This is a genomic window from Haloferax sulfurifontis (genome assembly GCF_014635105.1).
GTDB lineage: Archaea > Halobacteriota > Halobacteria > Halobacteriales > Haloferacaceae > Haloferax > Haloferax denitrificans.
Genome location: NZ_BMCI01000012.1, coordinates 1 through 17,412, shown reverse-complemented (window position 1 = coordinate 17,412; position 17,412 = coordinate 1). Strand labels below are relative to the sequence as shown.

The window sequence follows — 17,412 nt, the reverse complement described above, 5'->3', positions numbered from 1 at the left end:
TACGCACTGAGACCCGAGAACGGGTCCAGGCGCAAACTGGATTGCACGTATACATTGGTACGACGGCCCGACCGATATTGGTATGGCAACGGTTCGATTCCGTTGGTCGGCATTAAGGCGGCCAGAGCGGTGAGGTTCCACCCGTACCCATCCCGAACACGGAAGTTAAGCTCACCTGCGTTCTGGTCAGTACTGGAGTGAGCGATCCTCTGGGAAATCCAGTTCGCCGCCCCCACTCATATAGAGCCCACTGGACTTCGGTCCAGTGGGCTTTTTTCATTTATAGCGAGCGGATGGTCCGCCCGCCCATCACACACAGACAGCGACCGCACTCCGGTCGCGTCTCTCTCGTCGTTCGAGAGTGGCAACACTCTCGCAGTGCGGGCCGCCTCCGATGCACCCCTAAGCTCGACCGTGAGGGCGTTTCGATGCGACCCAGTCAGTCGTTCGGTGCGAAACTCGACGAAATCGACAGACGAAGGCCCGATTTCGAACGCGTTGATTGGGATGAAATTCAGCGAAAACCGGGGTTACGATTCTCCCCTTTTACCGTATCAGGGTTAGAAGGAACGGTTGCATGCGCGGCAGCAAACACCTCACCGTAGTCATGGTCGTTGCGATGCTCGCCGTCGCGATGGTCCCCGGGACCGTCGGTGCCGCGAGCACCGATGCCCTCCATGTCGGCGTCACGCAGGACGCCGACACGGGCGACGCGACAGTGACCGTGACACGGAACGAGACGACCGTCGAGAACGCGACGGTCGTCGTCGAATCGAGCGATAACTACGCCGGGAACGGAACGTACGCGACGGACGCGGACGGCACCGTCGACCTCCCCAATCCGCAGGAACGCGTGAACGCGACGTTCACCGTCTCCGAGGGGAACAACACGACTAGCACGTCCGTCGTCCTCGTCCCGCTCGACGAGTCCCTCGACGTGTCCGTCGAGGCCGACGACACCAACGACACGGTCGTCGCCACCGTCACCCAGTACGGTGACGCCGTCGAAGGCGCGTCCGTCATGGTCAACGGGACCGACTACGCCGGGAACGGAACGTACGAGACGGACGCGGACGGCACCGTCGAGGTCGACGAGCCGACGACCACGACGGACCTGACGTTCGTCGCGATGGACGGCGACCTCACGGCCGAGACGACGGTCGAAGTCGAGGCCGACGACCTTTCGGTCTCCGCCGAGGTTGACGACGCCAACGACACGGTCGTCGCCACCGTCACGCAGGACGGCGAACCCGTCGAGAACGCATCGGTTCAGGTCAACGGGACCGACTACGCCGGGAACGGAACGTACGCGACGGACGCGAACGGCACTGTCGAAGTCGCAGAGCCGACGACCACGACGAACCTGACGTTCGTCGCGACCGCCGACGGCCTCACCGCCGAGACGACGGTCGCCGTCGAGGCTGACGACCTCAACGTCTCCGTCTCGCAGGACGGAAACGAGTCGGTCACCATCACCGTGACCGAGGACGGCGAACCCGTCGAGAACGCGTCGGTCGCGGTCGATGGGAACTACACGGACGCGGGAGAGTACGAGACGGACGAGAACGGTACGGTCGACCTCATCTCGCCGTTGCAGACCGTCACGGTCGACGTGACCGCCGAATACGACGGCCTCACCGCCGAGACGACCGTCACCCTGCAGGGTGAAGTCGCCGCGGACGACCCGTTCGGACAGCTCGTCAGCAGTTTCGTCGAGCGTCTCAAGGACACGGGCAGTGACGGCCCGCTCGGACAGGCCGTCTCCGACTTCGTGACCGAGAACAACCCGGGTAACGCGGACGACAAGCGTCCGGACCACGCCGGTCCGAAGCACAGCGACGACGCTGACGACGACGAGGACGCACCCGGGAACTCCGCCAACGCCAAGAACGGCAACGGTGGAGGTCCGCCGGAGCACGCGAACAACGACAAGGCGACCGACGAGGACGACCAGAGCGACGACGAGGAGACCGCAGACGACGCTGACGACGAGTCAGACGACGACTCCTCGGACGACTCGGACGATTCGGACGACTCGGACGATTCGGACGATTCGGACGATTCGGACGACTCCTCGGACAGTTCGAACGGTAACGGCAACGGCGGTGGCCCGCCGGACCACGCCAACAACTAACTAATCGGGCACGGGTTTCCCACGCATCGAGCGTGGGCTTGGGTTTCAGCCATCCGCGTCCGGGAGGGTACTGTGGGTCAGAGGCACCCCATCCCACTACGCCCTCGACCGTCGTTGTCAGAGGCTGACGGTCGGGCTACTCACTCGCCCGACGCGATTTCTTCTATCGAAACGTCACCGAGCGCGCCGACGAGCGCCGGGTCGACGTCGAACCGTCGAACCGCGAGCCGTGCGCCCGCGACCACGAGGTCGTCGTCGACGCGGGCGGGTGCGCCGCTGGGATACCACGCCGAATCGTCGGACGCGCGGACGCTCGACCGGAGCGACTCGCGGAGGCGACGGTGTGCGAACAGCGTCGAGACGAACGCCAGCGACGCCGCAAGGGTCACGCCGCCGTCGTCGAACGCGGCGTCGGTCGCTTCCGTTCTGGCCGTTTCGAGCGCGCCGGCGACGGCGAGCGACTGTCTCGCGTGGTCGTCGTCGGTGAGCGCGCGGCTGAGCGCGGCGTCCTGAATCTCTCGAATCGCGGTCTCGGTCGCGGGTTCGGTCATCTGACGCTGAGTCTGGTCACGCCCCGTCGAGCGGCGGCACGCGGAGGGTGTGGTCGACGACGGTCTCGTCCGGTCGGAGCGTCACCGTCCCGAGGAACACCGTTTCGCCCTCGGCGGCGCGGGTTGCGACGGTCTGAAGCGTCTCCCGCTGGTCGAGTTGTTCCCACGTGACGCGTTCGACGAGGCGCTGGAACGCGTCGGGGTCGGTCCACCCCGAGTCGATGTCGGACGGGACGTTGACCACGAACCGGAGCTCGGTCTCGGTGACGTGGATGCCGACGCGGAACGTGTCCGCGTCGGCCGTGTCGTCCGGCGAGGGCTCGGCGGCGGCCGCGTCGGCGTTCGCGTTCGGCGCGGATGCGGTTTCGCTCGCCGTCTCGTCGCGGTCGGTCATGCCCGGCAGTCGGTGACGTGAAGACAAAGGTGCACCGGACGTGGGCCGAAGGGACCGCGCCCGGCGCGGAACGACCGTCGGCTCGCGGATTCGACTTGGCTCTCCCCGCCGCGAACTCGCCGACGGAGTCGCGTCCCCGGCGCTCGAACCCGGGAGTCGAGCGCGGGGAACCGACCTCCTCGACACCGATGGCGTGTGAATTTCACGCATAGCGAGACGAACCTCGAACGGTTATTAGCGTTCGAGACACCAGTCCGACCAACGAATGAGTTACAAGATCGGTCTCGTCGGAAAGCCATCCGTCGGGAAGTCGAGTTTCTTCAACGCGGCGACGATGAACGACGTGCCCGAGGGTGCGTACCCGTTTACGACCATCGACCCCTCTATCGGCGAGGCGTACGTCCGCGTCGAGTGTGCGGCCCCGGAGTTCGACGAGTCGTGTACGCCCTCGGTCGGTTACTGCGACCACGGGATGCGGTTCGTCCCGGTCAAACTCGTCGACGTGGCGGGGCTCATCCCCGGTGCACACGAGGGCAAGGGCCTCGGGAACCAGTTCCTCACCGACCTCAACGAGGCGGACGTGCTCGTCCACGTCGTCGACTTCTCCGGTGAGACGGACATCGAAGGCGAGGCGACGGAGGGCCACGACCCCCGCGAGGACATCGACTTCCTCGAAAACGAACTTGACATGTGGTATCTCGACGTCTTAGAGAAGGGTATCGACCGCTACCGCTCGGGCTACCACGGCGAGGACAAGGACATCGAAGTCGACCTCGCGGAGCAGATGTCGGCGTTCAAGACGAACAAAGACGAAATCAAGCAGATAATCCTTTCTCTCGGGCTGGAGCTCGACCCCGACGAGTGGGACGACGCGGACAAGGAGTCGCTCGCCCGCGAGATTCGGAAGCGCACGAAGCCCATCATCATCGCGGCAAACAAGATGGACAAGCCGGTCTCCCAGGAGAACTACGAGGAAATCACGGCGGACCCCGACTACGAGCACCTGACGTTCGTTCCGACCTCGGCGCACGCCGAGAAGGCGCTGAAGAAGGCAGACGAGGGCGGCGTCGTCGACTACCGCCCCGGCGACGACGACTTCGACATCGTCGGCGACGTGAGCGACGAACAGGAGGCGGGGCTCGAACAGATTCGCGAGTTCGTCACCGAGTTCGGCGGCACGGGCGTCCAGCAGTCGCTCGAAAACGCGCTGTTCGACGTGATGGGTGCCATCGCCATCTTCCCCGGGAGCGCGAACGGCAAGAGCGACTCGCAGGGCGTCTTCCGCGACTGCTTTATCCTCCCCGAGGGCTCGACGACCGAGGACTTCGCGTACCACCTGCACTCGGACATCGGCGACGGTCTCCTCCACGGCATCGACTGCCACTCGAAGCGTCAGATCGGGTCGGACCACGAGCTCTCGCACCGCGACGTGGTCGAAATCGTCTCGACGAACTGACTCTCTCGGACGCCAACCGCAACACCGTTATATCCGTGGCTGTAGGACCCGGGTATGGGTGAGGCCGAAACGACGGCCGCGACACTCGACGTCGAGATTGGGGGTCTCGGCGGCGAGGTGACGCTGGCCGACTTGTTCCCGTCGTTGTGGGTCGAGTCACATTGTCAGGCGGCATCGATCAGTGAATTCCTCGAAGAAAGCGGGTTCGCGGTCGCAGATCAGGATTCCTTCGAGTCGATACCGACCCACGAGTGGGACCGGTACGTCGAGTCGAACACCGAGTTCGACGACTGGCAGGAGATGCTCTCGGCCGGCGTCGAGCGGTACGTGCTCGAACAGGCGGGGACCGGCGACCCGGCCGACGAAGTTGAGGCGCTCGACGAGGTCGAGACGGCCGACGGAGGCGACTCGGCGGACGCCGAGACCGAAGACTCGCTCGAAGCCGGCGTCTGAACGCGCGGGCTGACGGGAAGAAGGGCTCCCGGTTCGGGGGGACCGGGAACCGGGAACCGTTATGCGCTGTTTTCGACGAGCGCCGCCCCGCGGGCGAGCGCGTCGTCCCACCAGTCACGTTCGCGAGCGTCGGCGACGGACAGCGGCGCGTCGGGTTTGTCGGGTCGGTCGCCGAGGTCGAGACTCCACCACTCCACGTCGTGCCACGCGTCGCCTTTGTAGCCGACGCGCTCGAAGCGGCCGACGCGCTCGAACCCGAACGACTCGTGGAAGGCGATGCTCGCGGGGTTCGGCGTCGTGATGACGGCGACCGCGGTGACGTAGCCCTGCCGTTCGAGCAGGTCCAAAAGCGCCGTGTAGAGACCGCGAGCGACGCCGCGGCGCTGGAACTCCGGGTGGACGTAAATCGAGGTCTCGACGGCCCACTGGTAGGCGACGCGTTCCCGAATCGCCCCGGCGTAGGCGTAGCCGGCCACCTCGCCGTCGAGTTCGCAGACGAGCCACGGGTAGTCGGTCTTCGTTTCCAGTTTCGCTTCGAGGTCAGCGACGCTCGGCGGGTCGTAGGCGAACGAAATCGCGGTGTCTTCGACGAACGGCGCGTAAATTTCCCGAATCGACGGGAGGTCGGACGTCGTCGCCGCACGGAGTCGGACAGTCATGACTCAGGTGGGGTCGCGCGGAGAGAAAGAGGCGACGGTGGCGGCGGGCCTCGCGGACACGGCCGGCCGGTCTTGCGTGCGAGGTGGTCTCGTGAGCGGGGGTACTCAGTCGCTCGTCGGTGCCGAGTCGAGACCGGCGGCCACCGCCCGCGCCCGTTCTCGGACGTCGTCGGCGTCTGCGCGGACGTGTTCGCCCCCGTCGTAGAGCACGTCGCCGTCGACCATGGTGAACACCACGTCGTCGCCGTGGGCGGCGAACACGAGGTGCGACAGCACGTCGTGGAGCGGCGTCGCCCGCGTGAGGTCGGTGTCGATGCCGACGACGTCCGCTTTCCACCCCTCGCGGAGTTCGCCGACGCGGTCGAAGCCGGCGGCCTTCGCGCCGTTTCGCGTCGCCATCTCGAAGACCGTCGCGGCGGGCGTGCTCGTCGGGTCGAGCGCGTCGACCTTCTGGAGGAGGCTTGCCTGTCGCATCTCGGTAAAGGGGTCGAGCGTGTTGTTACACGGTGGGCCGTCGTTCCCGAGCGCGACGTTGATACCGCGGTCGAGGTAGTCCGGAATCGGTGCGATACCCGACGCGAGCTTCATGTTCGACGACGGGCAGTAGGTGACGTGCGTGCCGGTCTCGGCGAGCACCTCGCGCTCGGAGTCGTCGGTGTGGACGCAGTGGGCCAGCACCACGTCGTCGCCGGTGATACCGACCTCGTCGAGCCAGTGGATGTTGCGCATGCCCGTCTCCGCCTCGACGGTGGCGATTTCGTTTCGGTTCTCGCTGGCGTGGGTGTGGATGCGGACGCCGTCGTAGCGGTCCGCGAGTTCGCGGACGCCCCGCAGACACGCCTCCGAGCAGGTGACGGCGAACCGCGGCGTGACGGCGTACTGGATGCGGCCGTCGAAGCCGTCGTGATAGCGCTCGATGAGGCGCTCGGACTCGGCGAGGCCCGCGTCGGTGTCTTCTTGGAGTCCCTCGGGGGCGTTCGTGTCCATGAGCACCTTGCCGATGCGTCCCCGGATGCCCATCTCGCCCGCGGCCTCGAACGCCTGCTCGGCGTGGTTGACCGAGAGGTGGTCGACGACCGTCGTCGTGCCGGACTCGATGCATTCGAGGTAGCCGAGCTCGGCGGCGACGCGCATCCCTTCGGCGTCGAGGCCGGCCTCCATCGGGAGCACGTGGTCGAAGAGCCAGTCCAGCAGTTCGGTGTCGTCAGCGATGCCACGGCCGAGCGACTGCACCGAGTGGACGTGGCCGCCGACCAGTCCCGGCGCGACGATGCCGAACTCGCGTCGCTCGTGGTCTGGATACCGTTCTGTGAGGTCCGCGCGCGCTCCGACCGCGACGATGCGGTCGCCGTCGACGACGACGGCGCCCTCTTCGATGATGGTGGACGCGTCGGCGACCACCGTACCCGCGAGTAACATCCTCGTGCGGGTAGACGACCGGGCGTCAAATAGGTGGTGACCCGGCCGCCGTCCGAGGTTGGTTGGAGTGAACGGATGCGGTCGGTGGTGGGAGGGGACGGTCGGAACCGGTCCCCGCGAGCGAGCGCCCCCGAGCCACACGTACGTTTCCGAATCGACGGGCGGAACCCGTGTCTGCCGTGTCGCACCGGTCTGCTCGCTCGTGTTTCGCTCCGTGCTAAACTGGCCTCACTATTTCGTTAGCACCTGCTAACCCTGGTCGCGAAGCGGTGACAAAAACGAATGTGACCCGGAAAGGGGCTGAGAACACAGTCGATGTCGGATTAGTACATGCTAAGTCACTCCGCGACAGAACGAAGACCGAATGCGCGAGTTCGAATTCGTCGTTCGCTTTTCGGAGGGGACCGACGAGCTGATGGACCTGTTTTACGAGTACCCGAGTCTGCGCTCTCGTTCGTCGGTCTGTTCGTCCACGGAGGACGTGATGTGGCGGGTCGACCACGTCGTCGGCACGCCGGAGGGGCTGTCGGCGTTCGAGGAGGTGTTCACCGACGAGACGCGGTGCAACGAGTGCCTCGACGCGCCCGACTGCCACACCCACCGCGACTACCACGTCCTCGACCGCTCGGACCACTCGATGACCGTCTACACCTACCGCGAGGAGGTGAGCAACTGCCACTCGATTCCCCGGTACGTCCTCGAACACGTCGGACCGGGCGTCATCTTCGAGTCGTCCCGCCGCGCGGGCGAGTACCGCTGGCGCATCCTCTACCCCGGCGACCACCCGCTCGGCGAACTGTACGAGACCATCGAGGCGCAACTCAGGGAAGGCCTGCAACTGGACGTTGAACATCTCACGAACGCCGGCAACTGGGACGCCGAGGCGCGCATCGCGGCCGACCTCTCGGCGGCCCACTGGGAGGCGCTCGAAACAGCCGTCGAACACGGCTACTACGAGCGCCCGCGGAAGGTGACCGTCGAGGACCTCAGCGACGTGCTCGACGTGCCGCGTTCGACTGTTCAGTACCGGTTGCGAACCGCAGAAGACATCGTGATGTCGCGACTCGGCGACCCGGACGCGTAGACGGCGAAGAGAACGCTCGCTGTCGCTCGCGGTTCAGGGTTGAGAGAAGTGCTCCGTCAGGGATTCGAACTCACTCGCAACGCTCCGCGTTGCTCGTTGCTCGAACCCTTCGTCGCATTTCGGAACCGAACACGCTCGCTGTCGCTCGCGGTTCAGGGTTGAGAGAAGTGCTCCGTCAGGGATTCGAACCCTGGTCATCACCGTGAGAGGGTGATATGATTGGCCGGACTACACCAACAGAGCACGTTGGTACACCATTCCGTATTGCTCGTGATTGTAAAAGGTTGTCGCTTCAAATCGGGTGTGATACCGACTGCCGTGTTGCGATTAGACGATTCGCTCGCCCTCGCGGTACACCTGCTGGACCGTCCGCCACGCGCCCGCGTCCTCGCTCGGGTCGGCGTCGAGCACGACGAGGTCGGCGACGTAGCCCTCGGCGACCCTCCCCACGTCGTCCAATCCGAGGAGGTCCGCGCCGCCGACGGTCGCGGCTTCGAGCGCCTCGGCGGGCGACAGGCCGTACTCGACGAGCAGTTCCATCTCGCGGAGCGCGTTCTCGCCGTGGTCGTTGAACGGCGTGCCCGCGTCGGTCCCCATGGCGATTTTCACGCCGGCGTCGAGCGCGCGATCCCACGCGCCTTCGAAGCGTTCGGCGGCGTCTTCGGCCTTCGCAACGGCCTCCGGCGGGATGCCGCCCTCGACGCCCGCCTCGACGATTTCGCGGACGGCCGAGGCCGTCGGCACCCAGTACGTGCCGTGTTCGACCATGAGTTCCGCGGCCTCCTCGTCCATGAACATCCCGTGTTCGACGCTCGAAATCCCCGCGCGGGCGGCGTTTTTGATACCCGCCTCGCCGTGGGCGTGGGCCGCGGTCGGGACGCCCTTCGCGCTCGCGGCGTCGACGAGGGCGCGAATCTCCGCTTCCGTGAACTCGGGCGCGCCCGTGACCGCGCCAGTGGTGAGGACGCCGCCGGTCGCGATGCATTTCACCACGTCCGCGCCGCGCTTCAGTTGCTCTCTGGCGGCCTTTCGAACCTCGTTCGGGCCGTCGGCCTCCCGGCCCAACCAGTGGGCGTGGCCGCCCGTCATGGTGATGTTCTCCCCGGCGGCGAGGACGCGCGGCCCGTCGAGTTCGCCGGCGGCGACCGCGGCCTTCGCGCTCGTCGCAGTGTCGCCGGGCGAACCGAGGTCGCGGACGGTCGTGACGCCCGCCGCCAGCGTCTTCTGGAGGTTGGCCGCCGCTCGGTAGCAGGCGCGTTCGACCGGCTCGGACCGGTAGGCGGCCACGTCTGGGCGGCCGTCCATCATGAGGTGAACGTGGGCGTCGACGAGTCCCGGCGCGACGACCGCACCCGACAGGTCCCGCGTCTCGCCTTCTACCTCGTCGCCGACGGACGCGATGCGCCCGGTCGACTCGTCTATCACCACGTTCGCCTCGCGGCCCCCGTCGGCGTCGACGACCCGCACGCCGGATAGCGTGAACATGTGTCTCTCAACCGGGGCAGGTGACCTAAAGCCGCGGGTGTCAACGAAGAATAACGAACCGTCTGCGCGGCGTTCGAACGCGACGAAAACAGGCTCGACTCACTCGGGGACGATGTCGCCGACGGTGACGACGTCCCCGACCGACAGCGTCTCGCCCCACGACGACTCCGGAACCGCGGTGTTGACCATGAGCCGGAAGTCGTGGTCGAACCAGTCGCCGCCGGACCACTCGGGGAGCGTCTCCCGGCGCTTCGTCATGAGCGTCGTCCGGAAGTCGGCCGTTTCAGCGCCCGTGTCGGGGTCGCGGCTCGGGACGACACAGCGCTGGCAGGGGTTGACGCCCTCGAAGGAAACTCCTCCGACGCCGAACTCGACGACCGTCCCGCGCCGGTCGAACAGGTGGTCCTCCCAGAACGGCTCGGTCGCGTCGAGGACGAGGTTCGGCCGGAGGCGGCGGCGCATCTCGTCGGCGTCGACGCCGTCGAACCACGAGGCGACCGCGTCGAGCGTTCCCGTCGAGATGACCGTCGGGCCGCTGGCTTCGGTGTCGTCGGGGAACCCGCCGGCGGGGTCGCGCCGGAGTTCGACCGGGTAGCCGAAGTACGCCGAGAGCCAGTCGTCGGCCTCGGCTATCGGGCCGTCGTAGTCGTCCATCTCGGGGGCCGAGAGTTCGACCGTGCCGTCGGCGAGCGAGACGGAGCTTCGGATGCGATGGACCGCCCGCTCGCGCTTGCCGTTGACGTACTGGTCGTCCCCGTCGAAGATGGCGTACTCGCGGTCGCCGCGGAGCCCGCCGTTCTCGACGATGTCGGCGGCGTCGACGAACTCGGCGTCGAGCGACTTCACCGGGTAGACCGCGATGCGGTCGAGCGTCACGGCCGCCGCGCCGGCGGTCGCGTTCGCGGTCGGCGCCGACGAGTCGTCGTCGGTCGGGCTCCCGTCCGTCATCTACTCCTCGCTTTCGTCCGTCTCGTCGGACCCGTCGTCCGCGGTCGCGTCGGCGAACAGCTCGGCGATGCTCTCCTCGTCGACGATTTCGTAGCCCGCCTCGGAGACGGTGACGAGGTTCAGCTCGTCGCTCTCGATTTCGTCGTCGGCCGCGACGAGCGCCTTCACGGCGAGCGCGAGACCGTCTTCGAGCGACAGGTCCTCGGCGTACCCGTCTTCGAGGGCGGCCTGCACGTCTTCGCGGTGGCCGCCGATGGCGACCGCCTTCCACTCCTGGGGCGTCCCGGACGGGTCGGTCGCAAAGAGGCGGCCCGAGCCGTTTTCGACGCCGCCGATGAGGAGCGACGCGCCGTACGGGCGGGTGCCGCCGGACTGCGTGCTCTCTTGGATGTTGTCGGTGATGGTCTTCGTGAGCGTCTCGACGCCGATGGGTTCGCCGTAGCGCAGGTGCTCGCGCTGGGCGGTCGTCCGCGCGAAGTCCACGAGCTTCCGCGCGTCGGCGACGTGGCCGGCCGTGGCCGCGCCGAGCGCGTCGTCGAGCTTGTGTAGCTTCTCGATGCTCTCGGCTTCCATGAGTTCCGACGGGGTCGACCGGAGAGCCGCCAGAACGACGCCGTCGGCGGTGCGTACGCCGAGGACCGGCGCGCCGCGCTTGACGGCCTCGCGGGCGTACTCGACCTGATAGATGCGTCCGTCGGGGGAGAAAAGCGACGTCCCGCGGTCGTAGGCCTGCTTGTCGTTTCGGTTCATCGTGCGACCTCCTCGCTCGCGTCGGCGACGTTCGTCATTACTCTCCGGTCAGTCCCGGAGGCGGAAAAAGCCTCCACACCCGGCATCGGTGTGGGGTTCGTACTCGAATCGGCGGTCAATCCTCCGATTTCCGACGAATCGAGGCCACCAGCCGCGGAACTACGCTTCGACCACGTCCGCGTCGGGGGCGTTCCGCTTGACGCTCTCGATGCCCTGCTTCGCCTTCTGTTTCGACGCGTAGCCCTCGCCCGAGTCGGCGAGGATGTTCCCGTTGTCGTGGACGAGCCGCCAGCGGTAGTCGTCCGCCGCGTCGACGAACACCTCGAAGTGCGCCTTGCTCATACTGAGAATCTGTTGTCAACGGACAAAAATGTATTCGCTGGCGGAGCGTCGCGGCCGCCGCGCCGGCCCGGTCGCCTCAGGCGGTTTCGGGTTCGAGCGCCTCGGCGTCGACTTCCAGCAGTCGCGCCTCGCAGTCCTCACAGCGGACGGCGAACACCTCCCACGACCGGCAACACGACTCGGCGGTCTCCGAGCCGAATCGGACGTCGCCGCCGCAGGTCGGACATCGGTTGAGATAGATGCGGAGTCCCCTCGCCAGCGCGCTCCGCTGTTCGGCCGTCAGGCGGTCCCAGTCGTCGAGGCGGCCGTCGAGGGCGGCGTCGGCGGCCACGTCCGCGACGAGCGCGCCGCGGGACTCCCAAGTGCCGAGGGTGGTGCCGTCGACTATCGCCACGAGCCACCGACTCCGGGAGCGAGATTCCAGCGAGACGTCTGCTTCGTCGACCCCGGTCAAGCGGGCGAGCCACCGTCGCGCGACCGCCTCGTCGGTGCGCGCGATTTCGTCGTTCCACGCCGATTCGAACGCCGGGGCGAGGCGGAGTTCGTCGCCGCTCTCGTCCACCTCCAACGCGCCGGCGTCCAGCAGGGTCGCCTCCACGTCGAACGCCGCGACCGACGCGCCATCGCCGTCTAACTCCCCCGATTCGACCTCGCCGGCCGGTGATTCGGCGTCAGCGTCGTCGCCGGCGGCCGACCCGGGCGCGGACGCGGTGGCCCCGACGCGAGTCTGGGTCGGCGTCGGCTCCTTGTCGAACCACCGGAGGACCCGGTCGGGGAAGTACGTCTTCGTGAGCGTCGGCGTGCCGGGAACGAGGTAGCCGCGGAAGTAAATCGCGCCCGCGAAGAGGGCGAACGAGACGAGCGCGAGCGGCGGCCACGCGACGCCGAGCACCAGGCTCAACGCGGCGGCGATGACGACGTTCACGGCGGTACACGGAGTACATCGGTTCTCGCCGGTGTACTCGGGTTGGCGGAGTCGGTCTGCGAGTGTCGGAGTGGTCATGACGGACGGGAAAGCTTCGTTCCCTCTTAGGAGGTCGTTCGCGTCAATAAAGCTACTCGTGGACCGTCGCGGGAAACACGGGTCGTTCGCGAGCGCCCCCCGAGACGACCCCCGGCGTCTCAGCGCGTCGGCCGCTTGAACACGAGCGCCGTCTGCCCGCTGTTCGCGCCGGCGCCGCGCGAGTCGGAAATCGTGTCCACGAGTTCCCATCCGTCGCCGCCGAGGGAGTTGAGGGCGTCTTCCATCGGGGACGTGTCGCCGCTGAACAGGCCGCCGTCGGCCGTGCGGACGATTTTGTACTCCCACTCGCCGCCGGGGGCGGTGGTGTCAGTCATCGGACTCTTCCGGGTCGAACTCGGCTCCACCGGCCGCCGCGGAGTCCCCGCGTTTCCGGCGCTCGTACGTGACGAACGAGAAGCCGTCGCGGTCGTCGCGGTCGGTCTCGACCCAGTCCTCGCGGTCCCACTCGGGGAACCGCGTGTCGCCCTCGTGGGGCGCGTCGAGTTCGGTGAGAACCAGCCCCACCGCGCGGTCGAGGAACTGCTCGTAGACGGTCGCGCCGCCGACGACGTACACGGTCTCGACGCCCATCTCGGCGGCCGCGGTCTCGGCGGCGGCGACCGCGGATTCGACCGAATCGACCGCTTCAGCGCCCTCGGGAAGGTCGAGGTCGCGGCTCGTCAGCACGACGCTGTGGCGGTCCGGGAGCGGGCCGTCGAGTTGGCGGGCGATGCTCTCGTAGGTCTTGCGGCCCATCACGACCGGGTGCCCGGTCGTCGTCCGCTTGAAGTGCTTCAGGTCCTCGGGGAGGTGCCACGGCATGTCGCCGTCGCGGCCGATGACGCGGTTGTCGGCGACGGCGGCGACGAGGACGAATCGGACCGCGGAACCGACGGCGTCGTCGGCCTCGGCTTCGGCCATCTCCTCGCCGCTCATTCGGCCACCGCGAAGCGAATCCCGTCGGCCGGGTCGTAGTCGCGGAGGACGATGTCCTCGAACGAGAGGGCTTCGAGCCGCACGTCGGCCACGTCGAGCGTGGGGCGCTCGCGGGGTTCGCGCGAGGCCTGCAAGAGCAGTCCGGGAACGTGGTCGTAGTCCTCCTCTCCGTCGGCCTCCTCGGGTGCCGCGTCGAGGAGCCACTCGCGCACGTCGAGGTACCCTTCGGGCGACTGCACGTCGGCGAGGCGGGACTGGAGTTCGTCGAGGTGGTCGCCGTACCACGCGCCGCGCTCGCCGGTGCCGCAGTAGACGTGGGCGTCGACGATGGTGTGGGCGAACGACCCGAGTTCGAAGCCGGCGCGCTGGGCGACGACCTGCGCGAGGATGGCGTACGCCGCGAGATTGAACGGGACGCCGAGCGCGATATCGCCGGAGCGCTGGGTCAGGTGGAGGTTGAGTTCGTCGCCCTGCACGTTGAAGACGAAGGTGTAGTGACACGGCGGGAGCGTCGAGACGGCCGCGTTGGCGGGGTGCCACGCGTTGATGACCATCCGGCGGGAGTTCGGGTTCTCTTCGAGCGTGTCGAGGACGTACGCGAGTTGGTCGAACGTCCCTTCGTCGTTCATCCAGCGGTGGCCGTCGTCGGGCCACGCCTCGCCCGAAAGTCCCTCCTCGGGGACCGGGTAGCGCCGCCAGAACCGACCGTAGGCCGTGTCGAGATGGCCGTCGTCGTCGGCCCACGCGTCCCAGATGCCCGTCTCCTCGCGGAGGGTGCGGATGTGTTCCTCGCCGGAGAGGTACCACAGCAGTTCGTGGATGAGGGAGTTCCAGCGGAAGCCCGAGAGGTCCTTCGTCGTGAGAAGCGGGAAACCCTCCTGCAAGTCGACGCTGTAGTGCTTCGAGAAGCCCGAGATGGTGTCGACGCCCGTCCGATTGGGTTTGTGTCGCCCGGTGCCGAGAACGTCTGTCACGAGGTCGAGATATTGGCGCATGAGAGGTGCCCTGATTGACTGTTGGTCGTGGTCGGACCATACTAAACTTCCCCGTATCAGCGCGGATTTCCGCTCGCCCACAACACCGAATACCCCGCTTTTCGTACCTGTGGCCATGATTCGCAACCTCGCAGGGGACACTCGGGCCTTCACGAGCAACGTCTTTCTCGTCGACGGCGAGACCACCGCGCTCGTGGACGCCGGGGCGAACTTCGACGTGGTGCCGAAGGTCCGGGAGGCAACCGACTCGCTCGACGCGGTGTACCTCACCCACACGCACCCCGACCACATCGGAAACGTGGACGCCGTCCGCGAGGCGTTCGACGTGCAGACGTGGGGCTACGACACCGGCAACCTCGCCGTGGACAGGCGCATCGACGACGGCGAGCGCGTCCAAATCGGCGACGACGTGTTCGAGGCGGTCCACACGCCGGGCCACAAGGACGACCACCTGTGCTTTTTCTCCCGCGGGTCGGGCGTCTGCTTCGCGGGCGACCTCGTCTTCGCTGACGGCGGCTTCGGTCGGACCGACCTCCCCGAGGGTGACCGCGGCGCGCTCGTCGAGAGCATCGACCGCCTGCGCGAGGTGGTCGGCGACGACCTGACCGAACTCCACGTCGGCCACGGGCCGAGCGTCACGACACGTCCGAGCGAGGACCTCGAACTCGCGGCGAAGGCGGCGCGGACGAGGTGAGTCGCCGCCTCGACCGCCTCGTCGACGCCTCTTACCGACTCGTGTAGCCGCCGTCGACGGTGAGCGCTTCGCCCGTCGTGAACGACGCGCCGTCCGAACAGAGCCAGACGACCGCGGAGGCGATTTCGTCCACGTCGCCGAGGCGGTTCATCGGGTGGAGCGACTCGATTCCCTTCCGGGCTTCGGGGTCGTCGAGGCCGCCCTCGCCGAGCAGTGGCGTGTCGATAAAGCCCGGACACACCGCGTTGACGCGGACGCCCTGTTCGGCGTACTCGATGGCCGCGGTCTTCGTCAGCCCGAGGACGCCGTGTTTGGCGGCGACGTAGTGGCTCGCGTTCGCGAAACCGACTTTCCCGAGAATCGACGCCATGTTGACGATGACGCCGCCGTCGCCGTCGAGCATCGCGGGAATCTCGTGTCGCATCGACCGCCAGACGCCGTTGAGGTTCACGTCGATGACTTGTTGCCACTCGTCGGCCGAGAGGTCGGCGGTCGGTTTCTGCGCGCCGCCGACGCCCGCGTTGTTGCAGGCGAAGTCGAGTCGGCCGTACTCGGAGACCGCCGTGTCGACCATCGCGGCGACGGCGTCGCCGTCCGTCACGTCCGTCTCGACGAACGTCGCCGTCCCGCCGGCCTCCTCGATGCGCGCGACGGTCTCCTCGCCGCCTTCGACGTTCACGTCGGAGACGACGACGCGCGCGCCCTCGGCGGCGAACGCCTCCGCGGTCGCGCGACCGATTCCAGAGCCAGCGCCTGTTACGACTGCGACTTCGGTGTCGAATTGAGCCATAGTACGAGCGAGAAAACAACTACCTGACAGATAACCGTTTGTGCGAGTCTCACGTCGGAAGAACTCGCGGACGCCGAACCGCGAAACGGGGACGCGGCGGTCGTTACTCTTCGTCTGCTTCGGGGACGGCGTCGGGGTGGAGGCCGAAGTAGCCCGGTTCGTCGCTCCGGGGGTCGTTGATGACGAAGTCCTCCTGATTGGCGACGATCCACGGAATCGTCCACTGGACGATGCGGTCTTCGGTCTCCTCGCTGAGGTCGTCCTGCGGCGACAGCCCCTGCATCAGGCGGGCGATTTCGCCGACGGTGTACATGTAGTCGGGGTCGAGGATGTCGGCGGGTTCGTACAGGAGATACCCGTAGAGGGTGTCGAAGTCGTCTTTCGGCTTGGGCATGCCGTAGGCTTCTCGGCCGACGGGCAAAACCCCGACGACCGCGGGCGGCGAGCGACGGGGACGGGGACGGGGACGACGGCACTGTGGCTGACGAGTGCGGCCATGGCCTCCGCACAGGCCTCGACGGCCCCATAAGTAGGCTTATCAGCCGCGACGCGAGACCCGAAACGATGAGCGACGCCCCCGCACGACTCGTCGAGGCTTTCCGTAGCTTCGGCGGGGACGACCTCCGGGACCTCTGGGTCTTCGACCACCACGGCTACGAACACCTCTATCTCAGGGAGGACGTGTCCGACGCGCTCGAATCTCTCGACGTCTCTCGATTCATCGACAACGAGCGGTTCGGGTACGTCACGAGAGACACCTACGAGACGCTGTACTACGCGGACTACGGCTACACCGTCCGCGGGTTCGACGCGTTCGAGCAGTTTCGGACGTTCGTCGGCGACCACCCCACCGGCGTCCTCGCCGGCTTCGACCGCGGGACCGACGGCCGCGACTTCGCGGCACTGCACGACCGAATCTGTGCGCTGAACGAGGAGTTCGGCGGGACGGAGCTGTTTTCCGACCCGACCGCCCGCGACCGCCGCCCCTGAGCGGCGGCTCGACCCCGCGGCAGACGACTCGCTCTCGGTTCGGTTCGGTTCGACGCGGACAGCGCCGCCGCTGACGGCGTTGCGTCCGAAAGAAAAGTCGGGATGTATCGGGTTTACTCGAAGAGTTCGACGGCCTGGTCGTAGCGGGCCGACGGTTCTTCCCAGTCGACGACCTCGAAGAACGCGGAGACGAAGTCGCCGCGGGCCGGGCCGTAGTCGTGGTAGTACGAGTGCTCCCAGACGTCCAGCGCGAGAATCGGGTGGCTACCCCAGAGCGCGCCCTGGTCGTGCTTGTCGACGACGACGTTCCGAAGCTGGTTCGAGAACGA

At 67.2% G+C, this 17,412-nt stretch carries 20 protein-coding genes, 1 tRNA gene, 1 rRNA gene and 1 pseudogene; 7 read left to right on the top strand and 16 right to left on the bottom strand.

All coding sequences use genetic code 11. The features are described from left to right. Nucleotides 1-113: 113 nt before the first annotated feature. Nucleotides 114-235, top strand: a 5S ribosomal RNA gene (gene rrf / locus IEV64_RS19590). Between the two features lie 342 nt (nucleotides 236-577). Next, nucleotides 578-2,134, top strand: coding sequence for a hypothetical protein (locus tag IEV64_RS19585; protein ID WP_188425056.1), 1,557 nt, complete (start codon nucleotides 578-580; stop codon nucleotides 2,132-2,134). A gap of 140 nt (nucleotides 2,135-2,274) precedes the next feature. On the opposite strand, the gene IEV64_RS19580 is transcribed toward IEV64_RS19585, so the two are convergent. Continuing rightward, entirely contained in the window at nucleotides 2,275-2,685 is a 411-nt protein-coding gene (locus IEV64_RS19580) for a hypothetical protein (RefSeq protein WP_188425054.1), read from the bottom strand. Between the two features lie 16 nt (nucleotides 2,686-2,701). After that, complete coding sequence (locus IEV64_RS19575) at nucleotides 2,702-3,079, bottom strand: DUF8124 family protein (RefSeq protein ID WP_188425052.1); 378 nt, start codon at nucleotides 3,077-3,079, stop codon at nucleotides 2,702-2,704. 265 nt (nucleotides 3,080-3,344) lie between these two features. Between IEV64_RS19575 and IEV64_RS19570 the strand changes: the two genes are divergently transcribed. Then, the gene (locus IEV64_RS19570) at nucleotides 3,345-4,535 is read left to right on the top strand and encodes a redox-regulated ATPase YchF (protein WP_007273350.1); all 1,191 of its coding nucleotides are present in this window, start codon (nucleotides 3,345-3,347) and stop codon (nucleotides 4,533-4,535) included. A 54-nt stretch (nucleotides 4,536-4,589) separates the two neighbouring features. Next, nucleotides 4,590-4,988: a hypothetical protein gene (locus IEV64_RS19565; RefSeq protein WP_188425050.1), complete on the top strand. Its 399-nt coding sequence runs from the start codon at nucleotides 4,590-4,592 to the stop codon at nucleotides 4,986-4,988. 59 nt (nucleotides 4,989-5,047) lie between these two features. Here the strand turns inward: IEV64_RS19565 and IEV64_RS19560 are convergent, their stop codons facing one another. Together IEV64_RS19560 and IEV64_RS19555 are read right to left on the bottom strand one after the other, a co-directional pair. Continuing rightward, the gene (locus IEV64_RS19560; protein ID WP_188425048.1) at nucleotides 5,048-5,647 is read right to left on the bottom strand and encodes a GNAT family N-acetyltransferase; all 600 of its coding nucleotides are present in this window, start codon (nucleotides 5,645-5,647) and stop codon (nucleotides 5,048-5,050) included. A gap of 105 nt (nucleotides 5,648-5,752) precedes the next feature. Next, nucleotides 5,753-7,066 (bottom strand): 5'-deoxyadenosine deaminase, encoded by a 1,314-nt coding sequence (locus tag IEV64_RS19555; RefSeq protein ID WP_188425046.1) that lies wholly within the window; start codon nucleotides 7,064-7,066, stop codon nucleotides 5,753-5,755. Between the two features lie 364 nt (nucleotides 7,067-7,430). Between IEV64_RS19555 and IEV64_RS19550 the strand changes: the two genes are divergently transcribed. Then, entirely contained in the window at nucleotides 7,431-8,150 is a 720-nt protein-coding gene (locus tag IEV64_RS19550) for a helix-turn-helix domain-containing protein (RefSeq protein WP_188425045.1), read from the top strand. A gap of 168 nt (nucleotides 8,151-8,318) precedes the next feature. Here IEV64_RS19550 and IEV64_RS19545 read toward each other — a convergent pair. From IEV64_RS19545 to thyA, 9 genes are all read right to left on the bottom strand, one after another. Beyond that, nucleotides 8,319-8,393, bottom strand: a tRNA-Glu gene (locus IEV64_RS19545). Between the two features lie 84 nt (nucleotides 8,394-8,477). Further along, a complete protein-coding gene (locus IEV64_RS19540) occupies nucleotides 8,478-9,635 on the bottom strand; it encodes a metal-dependent hydrolase family protein (RefSeq protein WP_188425043.1) in 1,158 nt (385 codons plus the stop codon). Between the two features lie 99 nt (nucleotides 9,636-9,734). Further along, the gene (locus IEV64_RS19535; RefSeq protein ID WP_007273344.1) at nucleotides 9,735-10,583 is read right to left on the bottom strand and encodes an MOSC domain-containing protein; all 849 of its coding nucleotides are present in this window, start codon (nucleotides 10,581-10,583) and stop codon (nucleotides 9,735-9,737) included. After that, nucleotides 10,584-11,333, bottom strand: coding sequence for a proteasome subunit alpha (gene psmA2 / locus IEV64_RS19530; RefSeq protein ID WP_007273343.1), 750 nt, complete (start codon nucleotides 11,331-11,333; stop codon nucleotides 10,584-10,586). Nucleotides 11,334-11,492: 159 nt separating this feature from the next. Further along, the gene (locus IEV64_RS19525) at nucleotides 11,493-11,675 is read right to left on the bottom strand and encodes an HVO_2922 family protein (protein ID WP_004969233.1); all 183 of its coding nucleotides are present in this window, start codon (nucleotides 11,673-11,675) and stop codon (nucleotides 11,493-11,495) included. A gap of 76 nt (nucleotides 11,676-11,751) precedes the next feature. Then, nucleotides 11,752-12,678 (bottom strand): DUF8054 domain-containing protein, encoded by a 927-nt coding sequence (locus IEV64_RS19520; protein WP_188425041.1) that lies wholly within the window; start codon nucleotides 12,676-12,678, stop codon nucleotides 11,752-11,754. Nucleotides 12,679-12,797: 119 nt separating this feature from the next. After that, the gene (locus IEV64_RS19515) at nucleotides 12,798-13,013 is read right to left on the bottom strand and encodes a DUF4177 domain-containing protein (protein ID WP_188425039.1); all 216 of its coding nucleotides are present in this window, start codon (nucleotides 13,011-13,013) and stop codon (nucleotides 12,798-12,800) included. Continuing rightward, on the bottom strand, nucleotides 13,006-13,614 hold the full coding sequence (locus IEV64_RS19510; RefSeq protein WP_007273340.1) for a dihydrofolate reductase: 609 nt from the start codon (nucleotides 13,612-13,614) through the stop codon (nucleotides 13,006-13,008). Before IEV64_RS19510 ends, IEV64_RS19515 begins: the two co-directional genes overlap by 8 nt. Further along, nucleotides 13,611-14,609 carry a thymidylate synthase gene (gene thyA / locus IEV64_RS19505; protein WP_007273339.1) on the bottom strand — a complete coding sequence of 333 codons (999 nt, stop codon included), beginning with the start codon at nucleotides 14,607-14,609 and terminating at the stop codon, nucleotides 13,611-13,613. Before thyA ends, IEV64_RS19510 begins: the two co-directional genes overlap by 4 nt. A 115-nt stretch (nucleotides 14,610-14,724) precedes the next feature. Between thyA and IEV64_RS19500 the strand changes: the two genes are divergently transcribed. Further along, nucleotides 14,725-15,303: an MBL fold metallo-hydrolase gene (locus IEV64_RS19500; protein WP_007273338.1), complete on the top strand. Its 579-nt coding sequence runs from the start codon at nucleotides 14,725-14,727 to the stop codon at nucleotides 15,301-15,303. 31 nt (nucleotides 15,304-15,334) lie between these two features. Here the strand turns inward: IEV64_RS19500 and IEV64_RS19495 are convergent, their stop codons facing one another. After that, nucleotides 15,335-16,093: an SDR family oxidoreductase gene (locus tag IEV64_RS19495; RefSeq protein WP_188425037.1), complete on the bottom strand. Its 759-nt coding sequence runs from the start codon at nucleotides 16,091-16,093 to the stop codon at nucleotides 15,335-15,337. Nucleotides 16,094-16,196: 103 nt separating this feature from the next. Next, nucleotides 16,197-16,487, bottom strand: coding sequence for a DUF5827 family protein (locus tag IEV64_RS19490; RefSeq protein ID WP_007273336.1), 291 nt, complete (start codon nucleotides 16,485-16,487; stop codon nucleotides 16,197-16,199). A 170-nt stretch (nucleotides 16,488-16,657) separates the two neighbouring features. Here IEV64_RS19490 and IEV64_RS19485 point away from each other — a divergent pair, with 170 nt between their 5' ends. Beyond that, nucleotides 16,658-17,083 carry a DUF7522 family protein gene (locus IEV64_RS19485; protein ID WP_007273335.1) on the top strand — a complete coding sequence of 142 codons (426 nt, stop codon included), beginning with the start codon at nucleotides 16,658-16,660 and terminating at the stop codon, nucleotides 17,081-17,083. Nucleotides 17,084-17,196: 113 nt separating this feature from the next. Here IEV64_RS19485 and sod read toward each other — a convergent pair. Continuing rightward, nucleotides 17,197-17,412: pseudogene (gene sod, locus IEV64_RS19480) on the bottom strand (superoxide dismutase [Mn]); the annotation flags it as partial.

Coding starts and splice junctions, on each gene's coding strand:
- IEV64_RS19550 (WP_188425045.1), top strand. CDS start 7,431: ATGCGCGAGTTCGAATTCGTCGTTCGCTTTTCGGAGGGGACCGACGAG.
- IEV64_RS19535 (WP_007273344.1), bottom strand. CDS start 10,583: ATGACGGACGGGAGCCCGACCGACGACGACTCGTCGGCGCCGACCGCG.
- IEV64_RS19575 (WP_188425052.1), bottom strand. CDS start 3,079: ATGACCGACCGCGACGAGACGGCGAGCGAAACCGCATCCGCGCCGAAC.
- psmA2 (WP_007273343.1), bottom strand. CDS start 11,333: ATGAACCGAAACGACAAGCAGGCCTACGACCGCGGGACGTCGCTTTTC.
- IEV64_RS19525 (WP_004969233.1), bottom strand. CDS start 11,675: ATGAGCAAGGCGCACTTCGAGGTGTTCGTCGACGCGGCGGACGACTAC.
- thyA (WP_007273339.1), bottom strand. CDS start 14,609: ATGCGCCAATATCTCGACCTCGTGACAGACGTTCTCGGCACCGGGCGA.
- IEV64_RS19585 (WP_188425056.1), top strand. CDS start 578: ATGCGCGGCAGCAAACACCTCACCGTAGTCATGGTCGTTGCGATGCTC.
- IEV64_RS19500 (WP_007273338.1), top strand. CDS start 14,725: ATGATTCGCAACCTCGCAGGGGACACTCGGGCCTTCACGAGCAACGTC.
- IEV64_RS19580 (WP_188425054.1), bottom strand. CDS start 2,685: ATGACCGAACCCGCGACCGAGACCGCGATTCGAGAGATTCAGGACGCC.
- IEV64_RS19555 (WP_188425046.1), bottom strand. CDS start 7,066: ATGTTACTCGCGGGTACGGTGGTCGCCGACGCGTCCACCATCATCGAA.
- IEV64_RS19570 (WP_007273350.1), top strand. CDS start 3,345: ATGAGTTACAAGATCGGTCTCGTCGGAAAGCCATCCGTCGGGAAGTCG.
- IEV64_RS19495 (WP_188425037.1), bottom strand. CDS start 16,093: ATGGCTCAATTCGACACCGAAGTCGCAGTCGTAACAGGCGCTGGCTCT.
- IEV64_RS19490 (WP_007273336.1), bottom strand. CDS start 16,487: ATGCCCAAGCCGAAAGACGACTTCGACACCCTCTACGGGTATCTCCTG.
- IEV64_RS19565 (WP_188425050.1), top strand. CDS start 4,590: ATGGGTGAGGCCGAAACGACGGCCGCGACACTCGACGTCGAGATTGGG.
- IEV64_RS19540 (WP_188425043.1), bottom strand. CDS start 9,635: ATGTTCACGCTATCCGGCGTGCGGGTCGTCGACGCCGACGGGGGCCGC.
- IEV64_RS19515 (WP_188425039.1), bottom strand. CDS start 13,013: ATGACTGACACCACCGCCCCCGGCGGCGAGTGGGAGTACAAAATCGTC.
- IEV64_RS19560 (WP_188425048.1), bottom strand. CDS start 5,647: ATGACTGTCCGACTCCGTGCGGCGACGACGTCCGACCTCCCGTCGATT.
- IEV64_RS19510 (WP_007273340.1), bottom strand. CDS start 13,614: ATGAGCGGCGAGGAGATGGCCGAAGCCGAGGCCGACGACGCCGTCGGT.
- IEV64_RS19485 (WP_007273335.1), top strand. CDS start 16,658: ATGAGCGACGCCCCCGCACGACTCGTCGAGGCTTTCCGTAGCTTCGGC.
- IEV64_RS19520 (WP_188425041.1), bottom strand. CDS start 12,678: ATGACCACTCCGACACTCGCAGACCGACTCCGCCAACCCGAGTACACC.